Below are 22,845 nucleotides of genomic sequence, written 5' to 3'. Positions count from 1 at the left end.
GAGCATGCTCCGGGCGGCGTTCCGACGATGGTCGTGAACGAAAACGCTGGCCATCTGACACCCCGCGGTGCCTGAGCCTCCATCGCGAGCATGCTCGCTCCTACAGGGGATGTTTAAATCCGGAGACTGGTCTTTTGTCGCTGGTCCAGCAAATACACCATCAGGCAGGCATACAACGTCACCGCAATGAACAACCCCATGCGCACCGCAAAGGCGGTGTAGACGTCCTTGCCCGCCAGGCTGTCCTGAACCGATTGCCCCAACAGGATAATCAGTGTGATCAAGGTATTAAGCCAGAAGCCAGGACTGAACCGGCCCGCACTCAAGCCATAAAGCTTGCGGGCCAGGATCAGGGCGAACAGCAGCATCCACAGGAAGAACATCCACAGGTGCACGAAAACCGTCAGTGCGCTCCAGAACGCAATCGCCAGCAGGCCGCCGAGCAGGGTCGAGCCAATCAGCTCGCGGGCGGCATCGCGGGCGTTGGTGCTGGAACTCTGTTGTCCCAGGCTCACCGCCTTGAGGACGATGGGCAGGTAGCTGGCGGGGTCGATCAGTGCCAGCAGGAAGGTTGGGATCACGATCAGGGTTGCGCGCAATGCGACGCGGTCGACGTCTGTCTCAGACAATGCCGGGGCGGGCGGGGGCGTCGGGGCGTTGGCGGGTTCCGGGAACAGCCAGTGACTGACCCTGCCGACCAGGACCGCCAGGAGCAAGCCGCTGGTCAACGCCTTGATCACCGTTGCCGCCAGGCCGAAGTCGGCGACCCCGGCCGCCGGGATCATGGTCAGGCCGATCACCAGGAAGGTCACCACCAGGTTATTGCCACCCCGCTGGCCAAAGCGAAACACCATCAGCAGGCCGAGGCCGATCAACAGCACGCCGCTGAAGGCGTAGTAACGCAGGAGCGGGATCAACAGCAGGCCGATGCCGGTGGTCAGCATCGCGGTCAGCGCCAGCACCAGGGTGGCCTTGAACGGCAACGGGCGATTGAGGCTGACCAGCAACAATGCCCCCAGCACCGGCGCCAGGAAGGGGATCGGCATGCCCAGGCCAAAACTCGCGGCCAGGCACAGCGCTGTGCCACAGGCCAGGCGCAGCGCGCGCTGCACCCTGGGCGAGCGCTCAGTAGGCATACGACAGCCAGCTCATCAGCCACAGGAACAAGCGGCCCAGCGGGTTGAGCACGTTGCCTTCGGCAGGGAAGGCCATGACTTCGGCCTGGCCGCCGGAACGGATGGCGCGGTTGTCCTTGAGCAGGGTCAGTGACTCGGGGGAAAACTCGATGACCACCGGAAAACGCTGGGCCGGGCGTAGCCAGTCACGGCTGTTCTGCACCGTGGGAAGGCTGCCGGGCGCGGTCGGCTGACCCACACTGACGCCGTAGCCGATACTGCGCACGCGACCCTGGAACACTTCGCCGGGCAGTGCGTCGAGGGCGATCGACACCGGGGTTTCGGGCCGGACCAGCGCCAGGTTGTTCTCGGTCATGTCCGCGCTGATCCACACATCGTGGATCGCGATCAGTGTCATCACCGGGTTGCCGGCTGCGGCGAATTGGCCGACATCGGTGCGCAGGTCGGTGATCAAGCCAGCCGAACGGGCGCGAATCTGTGTGTTGGAAAGGTCCAGCTCGGCTTTCGACAGGGCGGTCGCGGCACTGCGCAACAGGGCGTTGTCTTCCTCGCTGCCGCCTTCCTGCTCACGGGCGCGCTGCACTTCGGCGCGGGCCGCGGCGACCTGGCTGACAGCTGCCTCGCGGTTGGCGCGGGACACCTCCAGCAGGCGCACGGAAATGGTTCCGGGGTCTTCGCGGTACAAGCCCTCAAGACGCTGATTGTCCTGTCGCGCCTTGAGTTCGTTGGCCTGCGCCGCGCGCAGACTGGCTTGCGCCGATGCGATACCGGCGGTGCTGGCGCCGATCTGCCGGCGGGTGGATTCAAGGTCGGCGCGCGCGCGATCCACGGCGATCTGGTAGGGCTGCGGGTCAATCTCGAAAATCACCTCGCCGGCTTTCACATCCTGGTTATTTCGCACGTTGACACGTGTCACCCGGCCGGCGACTTCCGCCGCCACCGGAATCACAAACGCACCCACCCGTGCCTGCTGGGTATAGGGTGTGAAGCGGTCAGCCAGCAGGTACCAGGCCAGGCTCAGGACGATCAGCAGCAAGACCCACTTGATGCCTTTTTTCGTCGGGTCGGCGGCGGCCGGCGCGGGCTGGGGGGAAGGCGCGGCTTCAGTCATGGTTCTTTCACCTGATTGGGCAAAGGGAAGGCGGGCTGCTGCGCCGGGGGCTCGGCGAGCAAGTCGCCCCAGTCGGTGCGTTGTTCCATCTGCTGGCGCGTGGCGCGATCGACCTTGGGCTGGGCGCTGTACCAACCGCCGCCCAGGGCCTTGTACAGGGCAATCACATTGCTCACCGCATCGCCTCGACTGAGCAGGTAGCTGTCCTGCAGTTCGAGCAGTGCCCTTTGGGCATCCAGCACCCGTTGGAAATCCGAGTAACCTTCGCGGTAGAGCGTGTTGGCCAAGGCCAGCGAGCGTTGCGCGGCTTTTTCCGCATCGCGCAGGATGCGCTCACGTTGCAGGGCGCGGGTCAGGCCGTTGGCGGCGTCATCCGCCTCGCGTGCGGCCTGGCGCACCTTGTCGCGATAGGCTTCGATCAACTGCTGCAAGCGCGCATCCTGCACGCGCACGTTGTTGCTGATGCGGCCATAGTCGAACACGTTCCAGCGCAGGCTCGGGCCGCCGATCAGGTCGAGACTGCGCGACGTTCCGCTCAAGGTGTCGGTCGACCAGACGATGCCGCCGAGCAACGTCAGGGCCGGGTAGAAATCGGTTTCGGCGACGCCGATCAGCGCCGACTGTGCCGCAACGTTCAGCTCGGCCGCACGCACATCGGGCCGGCGCAGCAGCAGATTGGCCGGGACATCCTGCAAAACGGCGCGATCGACCAGCGGGATCAATTGGCTGTTGTCGACTACCAGCGGCAGCGCACCGGGTGGTTGGCCGATCAACACGGCCAAGGCATTGCGGGTGCGGGACAGCTGATCTTCCAGTACGGGGATGGTGCTCAACGTGCCCAGGTATTGGGTCTTGGCTTGTTGCAGGTCAAGTTCGGCGGTCTGGCCGCTGTTGAACAGTCTTTCGGTGATCTCGTAATTACGCTGCTGTTGGCGGGCGTTTTCGTTGGCGACGCGCAAGCGTGCCTCGGTGGTGCGCAGGAAGAAATAAGAGTCGGCGACCTGCGCCCGCACCAGGACCAGCACGTCGTCATAGTTGGCCTCAGCCGCGAAGTAGCTGGCATCGGCGGCTTCGATGGCACGGCTGAAGCGTCCCCAGAAATCCAGTTCCCAGCCCACATCGAATCCGGCGCTGTGTTGCCAGAAATGGCTGTCTACCGGGTTGGTTCCGCCGGACTGATGGCGGTTGATGTAGACGCTGTCAGCGCTGATCTGCTGCAGTTGCGGGTATCGCCCGCTTTGCGCGATGCCTAATTGCGCGCGGGCCTCCATCACGCGCAAACCAGCGATCTTCAGGCTGGTATTGCGCGCATCCGACTCGGCGATCAACCGGTCGAGCACCGGGTCGGCGAAAATTTGCCACCACTGGCGGGTGTCCGGGTACACCCCGCGTTGGCTGGCATGCTCAAGGGCCGGGGTGTTCCAGTGATCGACCCAGTCTTCGCCGGGTGGCTGGAAGTCCGGCCCCAGTCGTACGCAACCGCCGAGGACCACTACGCCTAACAGCAGTAGCTGGTGGCGTCGCATCCGCGTGGATGTAGCTGATTGCATTGGGCGTTTTCCAACCAAAGGACATCACAGCAGCATAGTCGTCAGCTTGCCTTCTGCATGACGTTACCAAGCAATAGGTAAAAACGTCGCGACTATCGTAAAAACGACCTGTTTGCGCTGAACGCGAACCACCATCAGTTTTCTGTTGAACGAGTGTTCAGCTTGAACTATGTTCGTTTCACCTTCTTTCCCGGCTGGTTGCGGGCTTGCGTTTCTTCATCTTGAACGAGGCACTGGCATGCGGTTTTCACCCTTTGTTGAGCGGATCCCGGAACAAGGCGTAGCCGCTATTGATGACCCCCACGGCAGCGAACTTACCGATCGGCCGGTTTTACGTGAAGCGCTCGCCGGGCACTACGGCAAGCTGTTTGGGCGTGAACTCAACGCCACAAACGTGATCACGCTGACAGGGGCGCAGGACGCCTTGCTCATCACGTCGAAATGCCTGCTCGCCGCCGGGGACGAGGTGATTGTCGTCGATCCGATGCACCCGACCGGCGACGCGCCGCTCAAGGCCTGCGGCGCCACGCTGGTGCGGGTGGCGTCCATTGATGCAGCGCTGCTGGCCAAGGCGATTACCCCGCGTACCCGGGCAATTTTCCTGGCCAGTGCGATGCTCAAGCACGAACCAATGCAAGCCATCGCCAGACTCGCCATTGCCCATGACCTGTGGGTGGTCATCGATGAAGTCCATGAGGACCTGACACTGCAGCACCAGAACCTGAGCCTCACGGTAGCGCCGGGCATGGCCGAGCGTTGTGTGGTGATGGGTAGCCTGGCGAAATCCCACCCAATGGCCGATTGGCACATGGGTTGGATCATCGCTGATCCCGCCCTGGTGGCGCGTGCCGAATCCCTGGTGTTGGCCAGGACCTGCGAGCGTATCCATGATTTTGTCCTGGCGTTGAAAACCCAGGGACCACGGCCTGTGGTCAGCGGCGTGACGAGCAGGCCGGTCAGCGAACCGGTCACCGCGCGAACCATGATCGAAGTCGAAGGCCTACACAAACGCTTCGGCAACATCGAGGTGCTCAAGGGCGTGTCCCTGACGGCGCGCGAGGGCGAGGTGATCTCGCTGATCGGCGCCAGTGGCTCCGGCAAAAGCACCTTGCTGCGCTGCATCAACATGCTCGAAGTCCCGGACCAGGGACGCATCCTGGTAGATGGCGAAAGCATTCACTTGAACCACACCCGCCCCGGCGCACCGTTGGTGTCTGATGCCAAGCAACTGGTGCGCATCCGTTCGAGCCTGGGCATGGTGTTCCAGAACTTCAACCTCTGGCCCCATCGCACGGTCCTGGAAAACCTCATCGAAGCGCCGACCCAGGTCCTGCGCGAAAGCCGGGCCGAGGCGACCGAGCGCGCCGAAGCCTTGCTTGAACGGGTGGGGCTGGCGGCCAAGCGCAACGAGTACCCGGCTTTTCTCTCCGGAGGGCAGCAACAACGGGTGGCCATCGCCCGGGCCCTGGCCATGCGGCCCAAGGTCATGCTGTTCGATGAACCCACCTCGGCACTCGACCCGGAACTGGTCGGGGAAGTGCTTCGGGTGATCCGCTCTCTCGCTGAGGAAGGCCGGACCATGATCCTGGTGACCCATGAAATGGCCTTCGCCCGCGATGTCTCCTCCAAAGTCGCCTTTTTGCATCAAGGGCTGATCGAGGAAACCGGTACGCCGGACGACGTGTTCGTACACCCACGCAGCGAGCGTTGCCGGCAATTCGTCAACGCTCATCAAACTCGCTAAAAACAACAAAAGACGGGGCAAAAACCATGGGAAATCGACGTTTGGCAAACTGGTTGACCGGCGCGGCCGCTGTAATGCTGGCTGGCATGAGCGCGGCGCAGGCACAACCGATCAGGTTCGCGGTCGCCGCCGAACCCTATCCGCCGTACACCGAGAAACAGGCCAACGGCGAATGGAAAGGTTTTGAAGTGGACCTGATCCACAAGCTGTGCAGCGAAATGAAAGCCGAGTGCGAGATCAAGGAAGTGGCATGGGACGGGATTATTCCGTCGTTGCTGGCAAAGAAAATCGACGTGATTTTTTCCTCGATGTCGGTGACCGAAGAACGGGAAAAACAGATCGCTTTCAGCAAGGCCTACTACGACTCCGTGGTGGCGGTTGTCGGACCAAAGGACGCTGTCGTCAAGAAATACCCGGACGACCTCAAGGGCAAGACCATCGGCGTGCAGAACTCCACGGTCAGCGCCAGCTACCTGAAGACCTACTACGAAAAAATCGCCGACGTGAAGTATTACGACACTCAGGATTCGGTCAACGCCGACCTGATCGCCGGTCGCCTCGACCTGATGATGGCCGACGGCACCGCCATGGCGGCCTTCGTCAAGACACCGGATGCCAGCAAGAGCAACCTGGATTACCTCGGCGCCGTGCCGTATGACCCGATCTTCGGCAAGGGCGTGGGCGCAGGCCTGCGCAAGGACGACACCGAGCTCAAGGCCAAACTCGACAAAGCCATCCAGGAACTGCTGGCGAGCAAGGATTATGACGACCTGTCCCAAAGCTACTTCGGCACGAGCGTGAAGCCGGCGTTCTGATAGCCAGATCTGTACACGGATCCCATGTGGGAGCGGGCTTGCTCGCGAAGGCGGTGTGGCGGTCGACATCATCGCTAAATGGCATACCGCTTTCGCGAGCAAGCCCGCTCCCACAGGGGCAAGTGGCGCCTTCAAGGTCACTGACTGGAGAACAACATGCCAGCTATGTTCGATTTGATCGGTTTCAGCGAGCAAGGATGGGGGGCGGCGCTGCTCAGGGGCTTATGGATGACCCTGCAGATATCCGCCGGGGCCTTCGTGCTCGGGCTGGCCATCGGCCTGTTGGTGGCCTGCCTCAAGTTGGGCGGGCCAAGGCCGATTGCCGCGTTGGCTCGCGGTTACACCACCTTGTTTCGCGCGGTGCCGGAGTTGCTGCTGATCCTGTTGCTGTACTACGTCGGCTCAATGCTGCTCAACGCACTGATGGCAACGCTGGGTTACGACGCGGTAAACGTCAGCGGCCCGCTGGCGGCGATCGTGGTGCTGGGGCTGGTGCAGGGCGCCTACGCCTCGGAGATTTTCCGGGCGGCGATCCTGGCCATTCCTTTCGGCCAGATCGAAGCGGCAAAGGCCTTCGGACTGCACGGCTTCGCTTTGTTCCGGCGCGTCACGCTGCCGATCATGGCGCCCTATGCGATGGCGGGGATGGCCAACCTGTGGATCAACCTGATCAAGGACAGCGCCCTGATCAGCGTGGTCGGCACCAACGAACTGTTGTACACCGCCCGGCAAGCGGCGGGTTCGACGCGTCATTACCTGTTGTTCTACCTCACGGCCGCGGCGCTGTACTACGCGGTGACGCTGGCTTCCAACTACCTGTCGGGACGGCTCGAGCGACGCATTCGTCGCTGGATGCCTCTTGTCGACTGAACCGGCAGAGAGAATCAAATGATCCCAACGTGGATAGTTGAATACGCATCGCTGTTGGCCCGCGGGCTGCAAACGACCCTTTTGATCCTGTTGATTGCCAGCGTGTTCGGTTTTTTCCTGGCGGTGCTGGTAGCGCTGGCCAGGATCTCCAGGAACAAAGTCATCGCCAAGCTCAGCCTGTTTTATACCAGCGTGACCCGCGGCACCCCCTTGCTGATCCAGATCTACATTTTCTACTACGGCCTGGGCAGTCTGTTTGCGCAGTTTCCATTGATTCGCGGCAGTTTCCTCTGGCCATACTTGCGTGATGGTTACTGGTACATCGTGTTCGCCCTGGTGGTGTCGGTGGGGGCCTATGTCGGCGAAGTGATCCGTGGTGGCTTGCTGGCGGTGCCCAAAGGCGAAATGGAAGCGGCTTCGGCGTTCGGCATGACCCCACGCCAGGCCCTGCTGCGGGTGCGCTTGCCCCGGGCGCTGCGCTTGCTGTTGCCGACGTTGGCTGGGGAAACCGTGATGCTGCTCAAATCCACGGCCCTGGCCTCGACCATCGCCGTGATCGATCTGTTGGGCGCGGCCAACGTGGTGCGCGCGCAAACCCTGCAGGTGTATGAGCCGTTGCTGCTGGTGGCCGGTGTCTACGTGTGCCTGACGTTCCTGATCGAGGCGCTTTTCGCCTTCGCCGAGCGTCGTGGCACCCCGGTTCGCAGGTCCGCATGATGAAGAGTACGCCGTTGGTTGACCGCTCCTTGCAAGGCATCGGCCTGTGCACATTGGGCTACGCGTTCCTGTCCTTGCAGGATGCCGGTATCAAGTGGCTGGTGGCTGATTATTCGGTGTTCACCATCCTGTTCTGGCGCGCCCTGGTGGTGGTGCTCGCCTGTTTGCTGCTCGGCCGTTTGCAACTGGTTCGGCGTGCCTGGCGTTCGTCCAGCCGGCGGCTGCTGGTGGTGCGCGGCTTGCTGTCGATCGCTGCCTGGCTGCTGTATTACACGGCGGCCCGCGACCTGACGCTGGCGGAGATGACCACCCTGTATTTCTCGGCACCGATCATGGTCACGGTGCTGGCGACGGCGATTCTCAAGGAGCGCGTCAACGGTTGGCAATGGTTCACCCTGATCATCGGATTCATCGGCGTGGTGATTGCTTGTCGCCCCAGCGACATGGGCGATCCGCTGCCGATTGTCCTGACCCTGTTGGCGGCGATGTGCTGGGCGTTCACCTACATCCAGTTGCGCCAGGTGGATGAGCAGACCTCGGTGCTCGAACAGATGTTGATTACCAACGTGGTGTTCGTCATCTGCATGGCACTGGCGTTGCCTTGGACCCACACCCCGGCACCGGTTCCCGCCTGGCTGGGCATGCTCGGTGCGGGACTGATGGGCGGCATCGGCCAGTTCCTGCTGTTCGCCAGTTTCCAGCGTGCCACCGCGACCGTGCTGGCGCCGTTCGAGTACACCGGGCTGATCTGGGCGTTCCTGCTGTCGAGCCTGATCTGGGGCACGCTGATGGATGTGTCGCTGATGATCGGCGCCGGGTTGATTGCGGTCAGCGGCACCCTGGCGATGATTTTCGGCCGGCACCCGTCGCAGGAGGTCGTCGGTGCCGAATGCTCGGTGTCGCAGCCTCTCTATCCCGAAGCGGCCGAGGGCAAGCCCGATGGCGGCCGAGCGAGTGTCGTGGATCAATGACAGGAGGACTGGCTTATGGCGCAGGATGTTTCATTCGAGGTTCGCAACAACAATGGTGAGCCGGTACAGGTCGGTGCCTGGCGTTTCGAGGGCGGCCGCGGTGGGCCCAAGGTGCACTTGCAGGCCGGGGTACATGCCGATGAAATCGCCGGCATGCTGGTGCTGCACCTGTTGATGCAACGCCTTGAGGTGGCCGAGTCCCAAGGCCGCCTCAACGGCAGCGTGACCGTGGTACCACAGGCCAACCCGCTGGGTATCGGTCAGTTTCGCCAGGGGCGGATCCTGGGACGTTTTCACGATGCCAGCGGACAGAACTTCAACCGTGGCTTCGATCGGTCGGCCGCGATGCCGCGGCCTTCGACCAATGTCCAGGAGTGGCAACAGAAACTGGTGCAACTGGCGGCACCGGCGGATGTGATGCTGGACCTGCACACCGACGACGAAGCGCTGCCCTACCTGTATGTGCACCGCAGTTTCTGGCCCCGTGGCCGTGAACTGGCGGCGGCGCTGCGGATGGACCTGGCGATCATCTGGGATGACGGCGGCGACGGTTCGTTCGAGGAAACGATTATTGCGCCATGGCTGCGCGACGGCACGACTGGGCAGCGCCTGGCCGCGACCCTGGAGCTGCGAGGGCAGGGTGACGTCAGCGACCGTTTTGCCGAGCAGGATGCACAGGGGCTTTACGCCTGGCTTTGTGGCCAAGGCATCCTCGACGATGCGCTGGCGCCCGCCGACTGGGCCGTCGAGGCCGTGGAGATGGGCCACATGGAGACCATTGTCGCGCCGCAGCCCGGGGTGCTGATCTTCGAGAAGGAACTGGGCGATCAGGTCGAGCAGGGGCAGCGCTTTGCACGAATCCTGCGCCGCCCAGGTGACCCGTCCTCCGAAGTGGTGCTGTATGCCGAGCAGACCGGGCGCCTGGTCACACGCTATCGCGATCGTTTGATCGCCCGGGGCATGGGGGTGGCGAAGTTCACTGGCAGTCGCCTTTCGCGGCACTGGAGCGGTGGGTTGCTGGATCCCAACTGAGGCGCAACGGCGGCAGTGGCCGATCACCGGTGTGCATGTTGAACGCCGGTTGACGATATCTGACAACCGTCCGTCGCTGGACTACGCTGCGATACGTACCCTGTCCAGAACCCAGTGACGTAAGGAACGGATGCATGCGCAGCTGGTTGCTCGCCCCATTGATCGTCATTGTCGCGATGTGCTGGTCGATATTGCTGCGAGCCGAGGACGCTCCCCCACCGCTGGAGGCGCAACCGGCGCCTGCGGAACTGAAAATCGCCAATCGCAGCATCATTGTGTTTCGCGGTGCATTACTCGGTGAAGCGCCGCAGATCCGGGTCAAACGGGCCAAGACAGCGATCAACGAAGCACTGGATGATGCGGACGACCTGAGTGTCACCCTTGATGGCATCCAGGGTAGTTACCTGGTGCTGCTGGGCGCCAAGCGCGCGTTTATCGTTTCCCCCAAGGATGTCGATACCACCGAGTTCGAATCAGTCAGGCAGGCGGCTGAAAGTGCTGCTGGCAAACTGCGCCAAGTGGTGGCCGAAACCCAGGAAGCCCGTAGCCTGCACTTGATTCTCAGATCGTTGGCGGGTGCAGCGCTGGCTACCGGTATCTATGTTGTGTTGCTCTGGGGCATGGCGTACCTGCGCCGTCGCTTGCTGAAAAAACTGCCGGACCTGATGCACCGGCACACCCAGGCGTTGAAAGTCGGACGGGTGCAGGTGATCGATGCCAACTACCTGTATCCGCTGGTCAGCCGCCTGCTGGGGATATTGCGCTGGCTGGTCGTCTTGCTGCTGACCTACGAATGGCTGGGTTTTGTCCTGTCCCGCTTTCCCTACACCCGGCCTTGGGGCGAAAGCCTCAACAACTACCTGTTGGAAGTCGCCGGTTATCTATTCCAGGGCATCGTCGGCGCGATACCCGGACTGGGCGTGGCCTTGGCGATCTTTTTCATTGCCCGCGGCACCACGGTCTTCGCCCGTCGGATCCTGCGGCGCATGGCCACCCCTGGCACCTTCAGCTGGTTGAACCAGGAAACCTTGCAACCGACCCAGCGCCTGACGTCGCTGGCCATCTGGCTGTTCGCCCTGGCCATGGCCTATCCCTACCTGCCGGGCGCTGGCACTGAAGCCTTCAAGGGTTTATCGGTGCTGATCGGCCTGATGATTTCCCTGGGCGCCACCAGCGTGGTCGGGCAGGCCGCGTCCGGGTTGATCCTGACCTACACGCGCACCTTACGCCCCGGCGAGTTCGTGCGCATTGGCGAATACGAAGGCACGGTGACGGAGCTGGGCATGTTTACCACGCGCATTCGCACCGGCCTTGGGGAAGTACTTACCCTGCCCAATTCAATGATTACCGCCACCGTCACCAAGAACTATTCGCGCACCGTGCAGGGCCCGGGTTATGTGGTCGACACCGTGGTGACCATCGGCTACGACACGCCGTGGCGTCAGGTCGAAGCCATGCTGCTGGAAGCCGCCAGGCGCACCCCGGGCGTGCTCGATGAACCGCCAGCGCAGGTATTCCAGACAGCCCTGTCGGATTTTTATCCCGAGTATCGCCTCGTGGCCCAGGCCATCCCCAGCCAGCCACGCCCCCGCGCGATGTTGTTGAGCATGCTGCACGCCAATATCCAGGATGTGTTCAACGAGTACGAAGTGCAGATCATGTCGCCGCACTATCTGGGCGATCCCGAGCATGAGAAGCGGGTGCCCAGGGATAAATGGTATGCGGCACCGGCGCAAAAAACCGGGCATCCCTGAGTGAAACTGACTAGACGCCACCGTTCTTTTGCCGGCTTCAACCTTGTGGCCGTGGGCCTGATTTCAGGTGAGCACGATCCCCTGTGGGAGCTGGCTTGTCGGGTCGCCGCATCGCAGCGATGGCGGCCTGACATCCGACCTGGGTTTTGTTGACCGGGTACATATCCATTTCTGCGGTAACGGCCACCTGGGGTTTCGCTTTTACAGCGAGTCACTTGGAACAGCCCCAAGTAACCAAGGGCTCTTGCCCCTGGCGTTCGGTGCCTCGCTTCGGCTCGGCATGCCCTCGCTCCGGTCCTGCTCCGTGGGTCGCCGCGATCGGCCATCCATGGCCGTGCGCGGCTAAACCGGCATCCATGCCGGTTTACCCACTGCGCAGAACCTCCACTCGGCCTCTCGAGGGGGCAAGAAAATCAAAAGCCAGATCACAATCAAAAGCGAGGCGGCCTGACAGCCGACCTGATTGCAGATCTGTCCGCGTTGTGATCGTTCCCATGCTCTGCGTGGGAATGCCGCCAGGGACGCTCCGCGTTCCGCTGACGGTGCATGACGTGAGCCGAGCGCAATGGTGACGCGGAGCGTCACAGGATGCATTCCCACGCAGAGCGTGGCAACGATCACAGCACCGCGGGCCGTCAGGTGCCCAGCGTCCATCGCGAGCATGCTGAACTGCTCCATGGCTATTGGCGACAGAGAGTTGTTGTAGCTGTGGAGCTTGCTCGCGATGAAGGTCAACGATCACGCGGGAAACCTGACTCACCTAGCGACCGCCAGATCAATGCCTGCACTCCGACAACACCACCTGGCACGTCCCGGGTGTACCCCCCGAACGACCCGCATAACGTATGCAGTTATTCAACGACTTCTGCCGCGCAATGCTCAAGGTGGAGCCAAAGGCCAGGCCGCCTTCGCCAGCGGAGGGCAGGGCTTTGGCATAGCAGCTTGCGCCTGTGCCTGAGGCCGAGTTGCGAGCCGAGGTGTTCTTGCCCGCACATCCCGCTGTCAGCACCAGGTTGATGGCGAGAAAAGAGGGCAGGACCCATGACGAGCATTGGCGCACTGTTATTGCGGTCATCCCGTTTCCCCTGGCTCAAGCGGCTGGCAACCGGTGGTGTGCCTGATCAGTCTAGTCGGCCTGGGGGGCTGGTGAAGGTGTTGCCGATCAACAGTCATGGCGCCCTTGTCGCATAAATTTGAAATGCACGGCGTTACTCGACAGAATCGCCCCCCCGATCGGGCCAAAGGTGCTGCTAGTTCGGGGTGAAAAGGGGTAGTAATTGAACGAACAGACATTGTCCATGCGCCTGGAACGCGTGGCGGCGCATGTGCCAGCCGGCGCGCGCCTGGCCGATATCGGCTCGGATCACGGCTACCTGCCAGTGGCGTTGATGCGCCGTGGCGCGATCAGCGCGGCAGTGGCCGGTGAGGTGGCGTTGACACCATTTCGCTCGGCCGAACGCACCGTGCGCGAGAGCGGCCAGCACGCACGGATCAGCGTACGCCTGGCCAATGGCCTGGCAGCAATCGAGCCGGAAGACGACATCACGGCGATCAGCCTCTGTGGCATGGGCGGCGAGACCATCCGCGACATCCTCGACAGCGGCAAGGCGCGCCTGAGCGGCCAGGAACGCCTGATCCTGCAGCCCAACGGCGGCGAACAGCCACTTCGCCTATGGCTGATGGAAAATGGCTACCGCATCCTTTGTGAGGAAGTGCTGCGGGAAAATCGCTTTTATTACGAAATCATCGTCGCCGAGCGCGCCGGACCGATGGTGTATAGCGCCCAGGAACTGTACTTCGGCCCATTGCAGATGCAGGCCCGCAGCCCCGTGTTCCTGGCCAAATGGCAGCGAATGCTGCGCGTCAAGCACAAGACCCTGGGCCATTTCGCGCGGGCGCGGCAGGCCGTGCCCGAGGAGAAGATGCAGGACATCACCCGGCAGGCCCGATGGATCACTGAGCTGCTGGCTTAACCCCATCCGGGACTAGCAACCACGCAACTGCGCGGGACTCACGCCAAGACGCTGCCTGAAGGTGGTCGTCATGTGCGCCTGGGAGTTGAAACCGCAGGCGTGGGCGATGTCCGCCAGCCTCGCGGTCGAATCACGCATCAGGGCACGCGCCTTGGCAAGGCGCCGGTCAATCAGGTAACTGTGCGGGCTTTGCCCCGTCGCCTGCTTGAACGCACGCATGAAATAACCTTCGGACAACCCGAGCAATTGCGCCATTGCCTGCACACCCAGCGGGCCGTCGAGGCCGGCATCGATGAACTCATCGAGCAAGCGCATGCGGTTGGGCGTTAGTGAGCCTTGCAGCGGAGTCGACAAACCTGCGTTCATTGTAGCGCGCTCAGCCAGTGCGAGTGCCCAGGCCTCCCAATCGTCCGCCACCCCAGCCTGTAACAGCGCACCGCGCATTCGCAGGGCGAGGGCGGTCGCCTGCGGATCCATGCGGTTGTTAAAGGCCCGATCCCCCGGCAATACCCTCCCGTCGGTGCGTATCACCCGCAGGTATTCACCGCCCGTTGGCGATTCAGACAATACGTCACACCCGGTGGGGACGAACGCCAGGCCGTTGGGCATGGCAATGAAGGGTTGTACCCGATCGCTGCCGATGGCGTGCAGGCCGCGCTGGCTGTCGAAGGCAAAGCCAATCGCCGACTGGTTCGCGACATATCGGGTCGCGTAGGCGCTGCCGGGCAGCAGTTCGATCGCCCATGGCCCCACCTCGATACGGCGCACCGGTTCAGGCGGGAATGGCGGTTGCAGGCGGTTGAGAGGGTTCATACACACCATAGTAATTAAGAAGGGGGCCGAAAGTCAGGTCGGTTTTCTGAAAGCCGGCCAAGGGCGTGCGTGTCTAGACTGGGCCAAACCCCTGGGAGCCTCCTCATGCACACACTGACTCGCGACGATATCGAACAAGCTGCTCGCCTGGTTTACCAGGTGATGCCTGCCACCGCGCAGTACCCCTGGCCCTTGCTGGCTGAACGCCTGGGTTGCACCGTGTGGGTCAAGCACGAAAACCACACGCCGACCGGTGCATTCAAGGTGCGTGGCGGCATTACCTTCATGCACTGGCTCAAGCGCACGCACCCGGGCGTGCGAGGCATTGCCACTGCCACCCGCGGCAATCATGGTCAAAGCCTGGCGCTGGCGGCCAGCGCGCAGGGGTTGAATTCGCTGATTGTCGTGCCTCAAGGTAACTCTCTGGAAAAGAACAATGCCATGCGCGGATTTGGCGGCGAAGTGGTCGAACATGGCCGCGATTTCGATGAGGCCCGCGAGGAAGCCGCACGCCTGGCACAGGTCCATGGCCTTTACCTGGTACCGCCATTCCACACCGAGCTGGTCAAAGGCGTGGCCACCTATGCGCTGGAACTGTTCAAGGCCGCGCCGGACCTGGATACCGTCTACGTGCCGATTGGTTGTGGCTCGGGGATTTGCGCAGTGATTGCCGCCCGCGATGCGCTGGGCCTGAAAACCCAAGTGGTCGGCGTGGTGTCCACCGAGGCGGCAGCCGCGAAATTATCCTTTGAAACGGGTGCACTATGTGAAACCGCCTCTGCCGACACCTTTGCCGACGGCCTCGCCGTGCGCAAGCCGATTGCCGAAGCCTTTGCCGTCTACGCGGCAGGTGCAGCGCGGATCGTGTCGGTCAACGAGGCGCAGATTGCCGAGGCCATGTGCATGTATTACACCGATACCCACAATCTCGCAGAAGGCGCAGGCGCCGCCGCCCTGGCAGCGCTCATCCAGGAGCGCGACGCAATGAGGGGCAAAAGGGTGGGGGTGATCCTGTCCGGTGGCAACGTCGACAGATCGGTGTATGCGCGCGTGATCGGCTGACGGGTTTGCCCCTCCGTCAGATACGGCGCACTCGACTATCATGAAATCAACCCCATTGGCAGCGGGCGTGGCGGGACAAGGTAGCCGCCGTGCCTATCCCCGCGCCATTGTCGATGAACTCCAAGGCATTGGCCGCCCATGAACCTTTCAGAGTTGATCTGGCCCCGGTTGCAAACGCTCACTACGCAAGCGCTCAAGGAGCAAGAGACCGGGCATCAGCAGGACAACACGAGTATCAGGGCGGCCAACTGGGACGTTGACACCGATGCGGCGCTTGAAGAAGCGCGACGCCTCGATGATGCCGAATCGGATCGACGAAAAACCGCAGACGCCAAAGCCAGCCTCTACCTGGCAGCCGTCACCGCGCTCGCACCGGTGTTAGCCTCTTTGCTTGCGAGCATCTGGAGCGACAAATCAACCATCGGCTACAGCATCGTCTGGTTGGGCATCTTCCTGGTGGCCACCTTGTATCTGTTTCGCGCAGGTATATGGGCATTCGAAACGCTCAAGGTATCAACCTCAAGCCGGGTCGACGCCAGTGACCTGGCGAGCCTGTGGTGCAAGACCGATCCCAAGCCCGAGCTGGTGGAGAAACTGCTGCTTGCCGTGAGGCACAACCACACCGGGACCCATCGCAAGCTGTCCTGCATCAGGATGACCCATGCCTTTCTGCTCAGGGCCTTCCTGTCCTTTACCCTGTTGCTGATCGTCCAGGTCGCCTGGATACCTGTTTGTCAGCTGGTAGCGCTGGTGGTCACCACGATCCGTTGTACCTGCTAGGTGAGAGGGGCGCGAGCTCCCAGCCTTGGCACTGACGCAACAGGTGGGCTTCCCGCTTGAGAAGTATTGATCACTCATCATTCCATTGGAACTCCCCATCACACTGTCCCGTCATCAGAAGGGAGGGGGGCTGCGGCTATTTCGTGGCGAACCCTGATAACGCTTTTCTTCACTCAGAAGGCGAGGGACGACATGAATACTACAGACAGCACGACAGATAACCTGTCAGACAAGCCCAATACAGCAACACCAGCCCCTGACTTTGAACACCTCAAGGAGAACGTGACAGAAGCGCTTGGCGGTGCGAGACAGCAGGTGGATGAGCAGTTTGGCCAGTACCGTGACACGGCAGCCGATCAGATCGAGGCCCTGGCCCAAGGGGCAAAATCTTTCGTTTCGGAACTTGAGGACAAGGACAAGCTTGGCATGTCCGACTACCTCGCAGACATGGCGGAGTCCATGAGCGGGCTGGCGGGGAATTTGCGCGGGAAAAGCGCGGAGCAGCTGCTCCACGACGCGGCCGATCTGGCGCGCAATAATCCGGGATTGTTCATTGCCGGCAGCATTGCGCTGGGCTTTGGCCTTTCGCGTTTTCTCAAGGCCGGCACCGCGCCTGCGGCGACAGTCAGCGATAGCGATGGTGGCGATCCGGCGACAGGTCGTTCAATGCCTCCGTCAGGTGGTTTTGGCGCTCAACGACCTTACGAAACCTCCGTTCCGACACGTCCCGATCACAACCCGGGTCTGGCAACCGGCATCACGCCGGCCTCGCCGAACGGACAGGGTCATCCATCAGACTTCGCGACGAATCCGACTCCCGGTTCCACGTCCTTTAAAGGAGCGCTGTGATGAACAGAGATAACCCAGATCTGCCGGGCGCAAGACCGGTTCCCGTGCCTGAAACTGACGCTTCGGTCGTCGGGCTGTTGCGTCAGTTGACGCGCGAAGTGCCCTCGTTGTTCACCAAGGAACTGGCGTTGGCCAAGGCTGAGCTGCTAGCCAGCCTTACGACGCTCAAGGCTGGCATTGCCGGTGTCGCTGGCGGGGCGATTGTGCTGCTGGCGGGGTTCATCATTCTGCTGATGTCCGTGGTCTATGGCTTGAGCATGGTCATGGCACCGTGGCTGGCCGCACTGATCGTCGGTGTCGTGGTGATGATCGTCGGGTTCGCCATGTTGCAATCCGGGAAAAAACAGTTCGAACCGTCCCACTTCAAGCCTGATCGCACGCTGGACGCCTTGAACAAAGACCAGGAAGCGCTGCGTAGGAGAGTCTCATGAACAGTGAATTCGAAATCGAATCGCAAAAAAGCCCCGAGACCATCGAGCGTGAAATCGATGCGCAGCGTGCAAGCATTGGCAACATCGTCGATGCGCTGGAAAGCAAGTTCACCCCGGGTCAGGTCTTCGATCAGGCGTTGTCTTTCATGCAGAGCAACGGCACTACGTTCCTGAGTAACCTTGGCACGAGCGTGCGCAATAATCCGGTGCCTGCGGTGGTGACGTCGGTGGGACTGTTATGGTTGATGATGAGCCAGAACCGTCCGCCGACTCCTCGTCCCGTTTATCGAGCGCAACCACAGGAGAACAAGGTAGGGGAGTGGACCGATGGCCTGGCGGATGGCCTCGACGGTGCGCGCGAGCATTTGCACCAGACTGCCGACACCCTGAAGGAGGGTTACCAGACGGTTAAAGGCAAAGCGGCGCACTTGGGCGATAACCTGGGCGCTGCCAGCGAAAACATCAGCCATGCCGTGCACGATGCCAGCGATCGCCTGGTGCGCGGAACGCAACAGATGAGCAACCAGGTCAGCCAGTTGCTCAAGGAACAGCCGCTGATGATGGCCGCCGCAGGCATCGCCTTGGGGGCGATGTTGGGGGCAGCATTACCCTCGACAGCGACCGAGCAGCGCTACATGGGCAAGATCGCCGCAGGGTTGGCCGACAAGGTCAAGCAGCAGGCTCGGGAGGGATTCGAAGCGGTGCGCGATACGGTGACTAAAACCACCGAGCACACGGATGTGGAGAAGCCCGTAGGGGATCGCCCCGTGCCCGGCAGCCAATCAGCCGATCTGTCTCGTGGGTTAGGTACGTCGTAAGGCATCAAGCGAAAGGCGGGAGGTCGAATCTTGACCTCCCTTTTTTTGCTTGGGATTTGCTGCAACAGCAGTTGAGAACGCGCAGCCGGGAAAAGTTTTAAGCGATTGAACATAGACGGACGACTGGCCGGACGGTTTGTGCCCCATGAGATCTGCAACGTGGACGCAAGCGGCCTGAAGTCGAGCGCTTCAATCGAGTCTGGCTGTTTGTCCTGGTCATTACCGTGCATACGCATTGGGCTGAACCAGAACACCTGCAACCTGGTCGGCGCCTCTTGTCGGTCCCCATGAACCTGCCTCGAACCGTGTTGATCCATTCAGAAATGACTCGGGAATTCCACTGCCATGAACGCCTTCACAAACCGACTGACGCCGGCACAGGAACGAAGATTGTGTGCATTGGACGCCTGGTACCAAGCACTCGATGACATTGCACTGCGCAAGGAATCTCCGGATGCCTATCACGAAGAACTGCTCAGACAATCAGATGAAATGGATCGCCTGCGCATTGTCAGTTGGCAAGAGTGGCGTGATCTGCGAATAAAGGCCGATCTGGCTTTTCTGCGCGCAGTAGCGGGAGAGGATTATCACCGAGTGGGCCAAGTGAGCGATGGTGACGTGGCGGTTGATGATCAGGGGTGATTGCAGGCGGCAGTGTGAAAGGCGAGGGCACATCAATGAACAGACGGTTGAAGTTCGGAATTGAAGAGGAATACTTCATCACTGACTTGCACACCCGGCGAATGTCCGATGAGCCTCCCGGCGCTTCGATCGAAGCGTGCCAGGAGGCGATGGGCAATTGCTTTGCTTATGAAATGTTCCAAGGCCAGATCGAAGTAGCGTCCCCTATCTTCACCTGCATGCCGGAAGCCGAGAACTACCTTGTCTCTGCTCGCACACGTTTGCAGCGTACGCTCGAGACTTACGGCCTTGGACTGCTCTGTGCGGGTAGCCATCCTTTGGCTGACTGGCGCACGCAGCAGGCCACCGGGCAGGATCATTTTCTCCAGCTGTTTGACGACTACCAACGGGTCGCCCGGCGCAGTGTGCTGTCGGGGCTGCACGTACATGTCGAGGTGCCGGGTCACCTTGATCGTATCCAGGTGATGAACGAAGTCTTGCCGTGGACGCCGCTGTTGTTGGCACTGAGCAGTTCCTCGCCCTTTTGGGACGGTGCCGACAGCGGCTTCATGAGCTATCGGCAAACGGCCTGTGACGAGTGGCCGAGGATGGGCATCCCGGAGTACTTCGAAGATGAGGCTGCCCAAGACGCCTACATCGCACTGCTGATGCGTACCGGCGCCATCAGACAGGCCAGCGAATGCTGGTGGGGAGTGCGTCCTGCTTCGCGGTATCCGACCCTGGAGTTACGTATGACGGATGCCTGCCCGCGCCTTGAAGACACCTTGTGTATCGCCTCGTTTTTTCGACTGCTGGTGGCCTATGCGATTGATCAACCTCGGCCTGGGTCGGGCTATTCGCAAGAGTCCCGTTGGATCCTCAAGGAAAATCGGTGGCGCGCGAAACGGTCAGGCACGCATGGGGCATTCATCGTCGAAGGGTACGACCGACCCTTCTCGGCCGAGCAGTGGCTTGTCCTGGCGCAGCAGATCCTGGGTGAAACAGCGCGGTCAATGCACGTGGAAAACGTCTTTTCCCAGGCCCGCCGGATCCTGCGCAATGGCACCAGTGCCGACCGACAGCGCAGCGTTTACCAACGAGCCCTGCGCAGCACAGGGGATACCCATGCCGCACTCGCTGACGTGGTGGATCAACTGCTGATGGAAACATCGCAAGAGCCCTGCGCAAGTGATGACCTGCAACCAGCGCTGTGCGAGTCGTGAGCCGACATTAACGACACCAGGCGTTACCGGGAGGCGCCATGCCTATTGCCGACGACACTGTTGAATATCTGCGCAAGTACGCATTGCTGCTGACCACGGCGGAGTCGTGCACCGCCGGCAAAATCATCACCCTGCTTTCCGAGGTCGAAGGCAGTGGAGAGCTGATCGAGAGCGGCTATGTGGTCTACTCACCCCAAGCGAAGCAGCGACTGTTGAGGGTCAATCCCGACACGATCGCAACGTTCAATCTGACCAGCTGTGAAGTGGCGCGGGAAATGGCTCTGGGAGCCCTGCACGACAGCACCGCCAATGTGGCTGTGGCGACGACAGGCATCCTTGGCCCTGATGACGTCGACGGGATTCCCGCTGGCACCATTTGTTTTGCCTGGGCTTATCAGACCGAACGGGGGCTGAGCATCTTCAGCCGGCAGCATCGGTTCATCGGTTCGCGTTGTGAGGTGCAGCGGTTGGCGGCAGACCACTCATTGAAGCTGCTGCCGCATTTTCATCAACGTGCGTTGGCCGGCGAGTGTGGGTAGAGACAGCCATGGGCGACAAAGCCGATTACCGGAGTTGCGATTGAGTGCTGTGTGCAACACAACTTCCTGATGGCGCTTGAAGCGCTTTGGCTGTGGCGCCGGCAAAAGATCTTCCTGGACGTCTACCGCTATTGGCTGAAAGTGTTTGCCCTCACCGTGGCGGTGGGCACGGCGTCGGGGCTGATTCCGGAGTACCAGTTCGGGCTCAACTGATCGCGGCTGTCGACCCAGGCGGGAGACACCCTCGGCCCGTTGATTTTCTGCGAAGTGCTGGCGGCCTTTTTTCTGGAGGCGTGTTTTCTTGGCATCATGTTGTTCGGCATGAAGAAGGTCGGCCCGCGCCTGCATTTTTTTGCCACTTGCGCCGTCGCCATCGGATCGCTCTTCAGTGCCTTCTGGATCCTGTCGGCCAACTCCTGGATGCATACACCCGCCGGTTACGCCATTGGCGCAGATGGACGCTTCATTGCACGGGATTGCTGGGCAATCATCTTCAATCCTTCCTTCCCTTATCGGCTTGCGCACATGACCTTGGCCGCGTTTCCTGGTCTCGCGACACTACTGGCCGGCGTCAGTGCCTGGCAGCTGTTGCGTGCGGATTCGCTGTACCTGCGGCATGACCTGAGTAGCACCATCGCCGCCCTCGACGAATTCCCGCCCCAGGACATCCCCCCTGTGCACGGTGTTCTTTGCTTTTCGCGTCATGGTCGGCCTGGGCCTGTTGATGTTGGGGCAGGGCGTGGCCAGCCTGGTCCTGCGTGGCGACATCGCCTGTATGCCACGCGCTGGATGTACAGGTGGAGTGTCGGGATGACCTCGGCTGGATTCCTCGCGATGTTGAGTGGGTGGACAGCGACAGAGGTTGGCCGCCAGCCGTTCACCGTTTATGGATTGCTGCGCACGGCGGACAGCCTGTCAGCGGTTACCCGGGGCAGGTGGTAGGCGCGACATGGACAATCCTGGCGTTCTACCTGGTGATCTTCGGCGTGGGCCTGTGGGTGCTGCTGGCAGTGTTGGCGTGCCTTGGAGAGCGACAAACAACGTATGGGAGATTAGCTTGGCGGTTGGCGCATGGGGGTGAGCAGGTCAACAATCGATTTGCCTGTCGCCTGCCCCCGATTTTCTGGCTGCCCAATGTGTCAGCGCAGTAAGAGTCCCGCGGCCCTGGCTCGCAAAGCCATTACCAGATTGGCTGGCATTTTTTTGATTTCTTCAGGCCAGAGCGCCAGATGCCCCCGAAATTCTCTCGACTCATCGTCGAATTTTGAAATATCAGCAAGCACGAAGCTGTATCGACTGAGGTAAGCCGCAGACAAATCATCGGCCAACGCCCGCGCAGGCTCGCCGGCTAACGCCAGGCACCATTGGGCAATTTCAACGATTCGTTCACTGGGCGTACGCGGCGCCACACCGTGCAGGAAGTTCAGGATGTATTGGTTGTAGAGCAGCGCGCCTTGCTCGGGCTCTTCCGTAGGGTTTCCGGGGCAATGTCGTCGTTCCCAGGGAAGCATGTAGACCATTTTGTCCAGCGCAGTCTGAAGAACATAATCCGACGGCTTAACCAATCGATGCATAATCTTCTCCGGATAAAAAAACGGTTTAGCTATGGTAGCTCATCCATGGAAGCCAATAGCCTGTATGAAGAAATTTGGGGGAAATATCCGTTGTTGCGGTAATGGCCACTTAGAGTTTGGGCCTTACGGCGACTTACTTTTCCAAACGTGGGAACGCCGGGCCAGCGAAAAACTGGGCAACAGGCTCTTGGTTTGACGGGGTACCCAAATCCAGAGCTAAAGCGAGGCGGCCTTAAAGCCGACCTGACTTTTTCGGGTGCACCTGGATGATCGTTCCCACGCTCTGCGTGGGAATGCCGCCAGGGACGCTCCGCGTTCCGCTGACGACGCGTTAATTGAGTCGTGCACGACGGTGATACGGGGTGTCACAGGAAGCCCTGTGTGGAATTGGTTGCCTGCGTACATATCCATTGCTGCGGTAACGGCGGCTTATGGTTTCGCTTTTACAGCGACTCCCTTTTT

The 22,845-nt window shown here is 61.2% G+C and carries 23 protein-coding genes and 2 pseudogenes; 19 read left to right on the top strand and 6 right to left on the bottom strand.

Annotated features, from left to right (window positions below; translation table 11 throughout):
• Positions 1 to 113: 113 nt before the first annotated feature.
• Genes AC3WWR_RS23340 through AC3WWR_RS23330 form a run of 3 tightly spaced genes read right to left on the bottom strand, consistent with a single transcriptional unit; the run spans position 114 to position 3,797 of the window.
• Entirely contained in the window at positions 114 to 1,136 is a 1,023-nt protein-coding gene (locus AC3WWR_RS23340) for a DUF2955 domain-containing protein (protein WP_033042776.1), read from the bottom strand.
• On the bottom strand, positions 1,126 to 2,247 hold the full coding sequence (locus AC3WWR_RS23335) for an HlyD family secretion protein (RefSeq protein ID WP_020799183.1): 1,122 nt from the start codon (positions 2,245 to 2,247) through the stop codon (positions 1,126 to 1,128). Before AC3WWR_RS23335 ends, AC3WWR_RS23340 begins: the two co-directional genes overlap by 11 nt.
• Positions 2,244 to 3,797 (bottom strand): efflux transporter outer membrane subunit, encoded by a 1,554-nt coding sequence (locus AC3WWR_RS23330; RefSeq protein ID WP_050511610.1) that lies wholly within the window; start codon positions 3,795 to 3,797, stop codon positions 2,244 to 2,246. The genes AC3WWR_RS23335 and AC3WWR_RS23330 overlap by 4 nt, the downstream gene beginning before the upstream one ends.
• A gap of 169 nt (positions 3,798 to 3,966) precedes the next feature.
• Here AC3WWR_RS23330 and AC3WWR_RS23325 point away from each other — a divergent pair.
• The 8 genes and pseudogenes from AC3WWR_RS23325 to AC3WWR_RS23290 all read left to right on the top strand — a co-directional run.
• A pseudogene (locus AC3WWR_RS23325) lies at positions 3,967 to 4,719 on the top strand (aminotransferase class I/II-fold pyridoxal phosphate-dependent enzyme); the annotation flags it as partial.
• A gap of 60 nt (positions 4,720 to 4,779) precedes the next feature.
• Entirely contained in the window at positions 4,780 to 5,541 is a 762-nt protein-coding gene (locus tag AC3WWR_RS23320) for an ABC transporter ATP-binding protein (RefSeq protein WP_256874111.1), read from the top strand.
• 26 nt (positions 5,542 to 5,567) lie between these two features.
• Positions 5,568 to 6,356 carry a transporter substrate-binding domain-containing protein gene (locus tag AC3WWR_RS23315; protein ID WP_033042786.1) on the top strand — a complete coding sequence of 263 codons (789 nt, stop codon included), beginning with the start codon at positions 5,568 to 5,570 and terminating at the stop codon, positions 6,354 to 6,356.
• 156 nt (positions 6,357 to 6,512) lie between these two features.
• Positions 6,513 to 7,226 carry an ABC transporter permease gene (locus AC3WWR_RS23310; RefSeq protein ID WP_492599112.1) on the top strand — a complete coding sequence of 238 codons (714 nt, stop codon included), beginning with the start codon at positions 6,513 to 6,515 and terminating at the stop codon, positions 7,224 to 7,226.
• An 18-nt stretch (positions 7,227 to 7,244) separates the two neighbouring features.
• Positions 7,245 to 7,943: an ABC transporter permease subunit gene (locus AC3WWR_RS23305; protein ID WP_033042791.1), complete on the top strand. Its 699-nt coding sequence runs from the start codon at positions 7,245 to 7,247 to the stop codon at positions 7,941 to 7,943.
• Positions 7,940 to 8,914 (top strand): DMT family transporter, encoded by a 975-nt coding sequence (locus AC3WWR_RS23300; protein WP_404821801.1) that lies wholly within the window; start codon positions 7,940 to 7,942, stop codon positions 8,912 to 8,914. The genes AC3WWR_RS23305 and AC3WWR_RS23300 overlap by 4 nt, the downstream gene beginning before the upstream one ends.
• Before the next feature lie 15 nt (positions 8,915 to 8,929).
• Positions 8,930 to 9,946, top strand: coding sequence for a M14 family metallopeptidase (locus tag AC3WWR_RS23295; RefSeq protein WP_492599111.1), 1,017 nt, complete (start codon positions 8,930 to 8,932; stop codon positions 9,944 to 9,946).
• Between the two features lie 134 nt (positions 9,947 to 10,080).
• Entirely contained in the window at positions 10,081 to 11,700 is a 1,620-nt protein-coding gene (locus AC3WWR_RS23290) for a mechanosensitive ion channel family protein (protein ID WP_492599110.1), read from the top strand.
• Positions 11,701 to 12,475: 775 nt separating this feature from the next.
• Here AC3WWR_RS23290 and AC3WWR_RS23285 read toward each other — a convergent pair.
• A complete protein-coding gene (locus AC3WWR_RS23285; RefSeq protein ID WP_080725397.1) occupies positions 12,476 to 12,775 on the bottom strand; it encodes a hypothetical protein in 300 nt (99 codons plus the stop codon).
• A gap of 202 nt (positions 12,776 to 12,977) precedes the next feature.
• On the opposite strand from AC3WWR_RS23285, the gene AC3WWR_RS23280 reads away from it, so the two are divergent.
• Positions 12,978 to 13,673 (top strand): tRNA (adenine(22)-N(1))-methyltransferase, encoded by a 696-nt coding sequence (locus AC3WWR_RS23280; protein ID WP_282958372.1) that lies wholly within the window; start codon positions 12,978 to 12,980, stop codon positions 13,671 to 13,673.
• 12 nt (positions 13,674 to 13,685) lie between these two features.
• Here the strand turns inward: AC3WWR_RS23280 and AC3WWR_RS23275 are convergent, their stop codons facing one another.
• Positions 13,686 to 14,495, bottom strand: a complete 810-nt coding sequence (locus AC3WWR_RS23275; RefSeq protein ID WP_083349122.1) for a helix-turn-helix transcriptional regulator — start codon at positions 14,493 to 14,495, stop codon at positions 13,686 to 13,688.
• A gap of 96 nt (positions 14,496 to 14,591) precedes the next feature.
• Between AC3WWR_RS23275 and AC3WWR_RS23270 the strand changes: the two genes are divergently transcribed.
• From AC3WWR_RS23270 to AC3WWR_RS23225, 10 genes and pseudogenes are all read left to right on the top strand, one after another.
• Positions 14,592 to 15,548, top strand: a complete 957-nt coding sequence (locus AC3WWR_RS23270) for a threonine dehydratase (RefSeq protein WP_151142066.1) — start codon at positions 14,592 to 14,594, stop codon at positions 15,546 to 15,548.
• Between the two features lie 138 nt (positions 15,549 to 15,686).
• Positions 15,687 to 16,328 (top strand): hypothetical protein, encoded by a 642-nt coding sequence (locus AC3WWR_RS23265; RefSeq protein ID WP_033045554.1) that lies wholly within the window; start codon positions 15,687 to 15,689, stop codon positions 16,326 to 16,328.
• 192 nt (positions 16,329 to 16,520) lie between these two features.
• Positions 16,521 to 17,177 carry a hypothetical protein gene (locus tag AC3WWR_RS23260; protein ID WP_033045555.1) on the top strand — a complete coding sequence of 219 codons (657 nt, stop codon included), beginning with the start codon at positions 16,521 to 16,523 and terminating at the stop codon, positions 17,175 to 17,177.
• Positions 17,177 to 17,608 (top strand): phage holin family protein, encoded by a 432-nt coding sequence (locus AC3WWR_RS23255; RefSeq protein WP_020799231.1) that lies wholly within the window; start codon positions 17,177 to 17,179, stop codon positions 17,606 to 17,608. The genes AC3WWR_RS23260 and AC3WWR_RS23255 overlap by 1 nt, the downstream gene beginning before the upstream one ends.
• Positions 17,605 to 18,426 carry a DUF3618 domain-containing protein gene (locus AC3WWR_RS23250; RefSeq protein ID WP_033045557.1) on the top strand — a complete coding sequence of 274 codons (822 nt, stop codon included), beginning with the start codon at positions 17,605 to 17,607 and terminating at the stop codon, positions 18,424 to 18,426. The genes AC3WWR_RS23255 and AC3WWR_RS23250 overlap by 4 nt, the downstream gene beginning before the upstream one ends.
• A gap of 345 nt (positions 18,427 to 18,771) precedes the next feature.
• Entirely contained in the window at positions 18,772 to 19,068 is a 297-nt protein-coding gene (locus AC3WWR_RS23245) for a hypothetical protein (RefSeq protein ID WP_020799229.1), read from the top strand.
• 35 nt (positions 19,069 to 19,103) lie between these two features.
• A complete protein-coding gene (locus AC3WWR_RS23240) occupies positions 19,104 to 20,270 on the top strand; it encodes a carboxylate-amine ligase (RefSeq protein ID WP_033045558.1) in 1,167 nt (388 codons plus the stop codon).
• A gap of 38 nt (positions 20,271 to 20,308) precedes the next feature.
• The gene (locus AC3WWR_RS23235; RefSeq protein ID WP_033045559.1) at positions 20,309 to 20,809 is read left to right on the top strand and encodes a CinA family protein; all 501 of its coding nucleotides are present in this window, start codon (positions 20,309 to 20,311) and stop codon (positions 20,807 to 20,809) included.
• A gap of 69 nt (positions 20,810 to 20,878) precedes the next feature.
• Positions 20,879 to 21,346, top strand: a pseudogene (locus AC3WWR_RS23230) (cytochrome ubiquinol oxidase subunit I); the annotation flags it as partial.
• Positions 21,335 to 21,751, top strand: coding sequence for a cytochrome ubiquinol oxidase subunit I (locus AC3WWR_RS23225; protein ID WP_237750044.1), 417 nt, complete (start codon positions 21,335 to 21,337; stop codon positions 21,749 to 21,751). The pseudogene AC3WWR_RS23230 and the gene AC3WWR_RS23225, both read left to right, overlap by 12 nt.
• A gap of 197 nt (positions 21,752 to 21,948) precedes the next feature.
• Here AC3WWR_RS23225 and AC3WWR_RS23220 read toward each other — a convergent pair whose 3' ends face one another.
• Positions 21,949 to 22,383 (bottom strand): hypothetical protein, encoded by a 435-nt coding sequence (locus tag AC3WWR_RS23220; RefSeq protein ID WP_020799224.1) that lies wholly within the window; start codon positions 22,381 to 22,383, stop codon positions 21,949 to 21,951.
• Positions 22,384 to 22,845: the final 462 nt, after the last annotated feature.

The organism is Pseudomonas sp. EB271-G4-1 (assembly GCF_058791355.1).
Note: the sequence above shows the minus strand (reverse complement) of the source record. Positions and strands in the feature narration are given on the sequence as shown.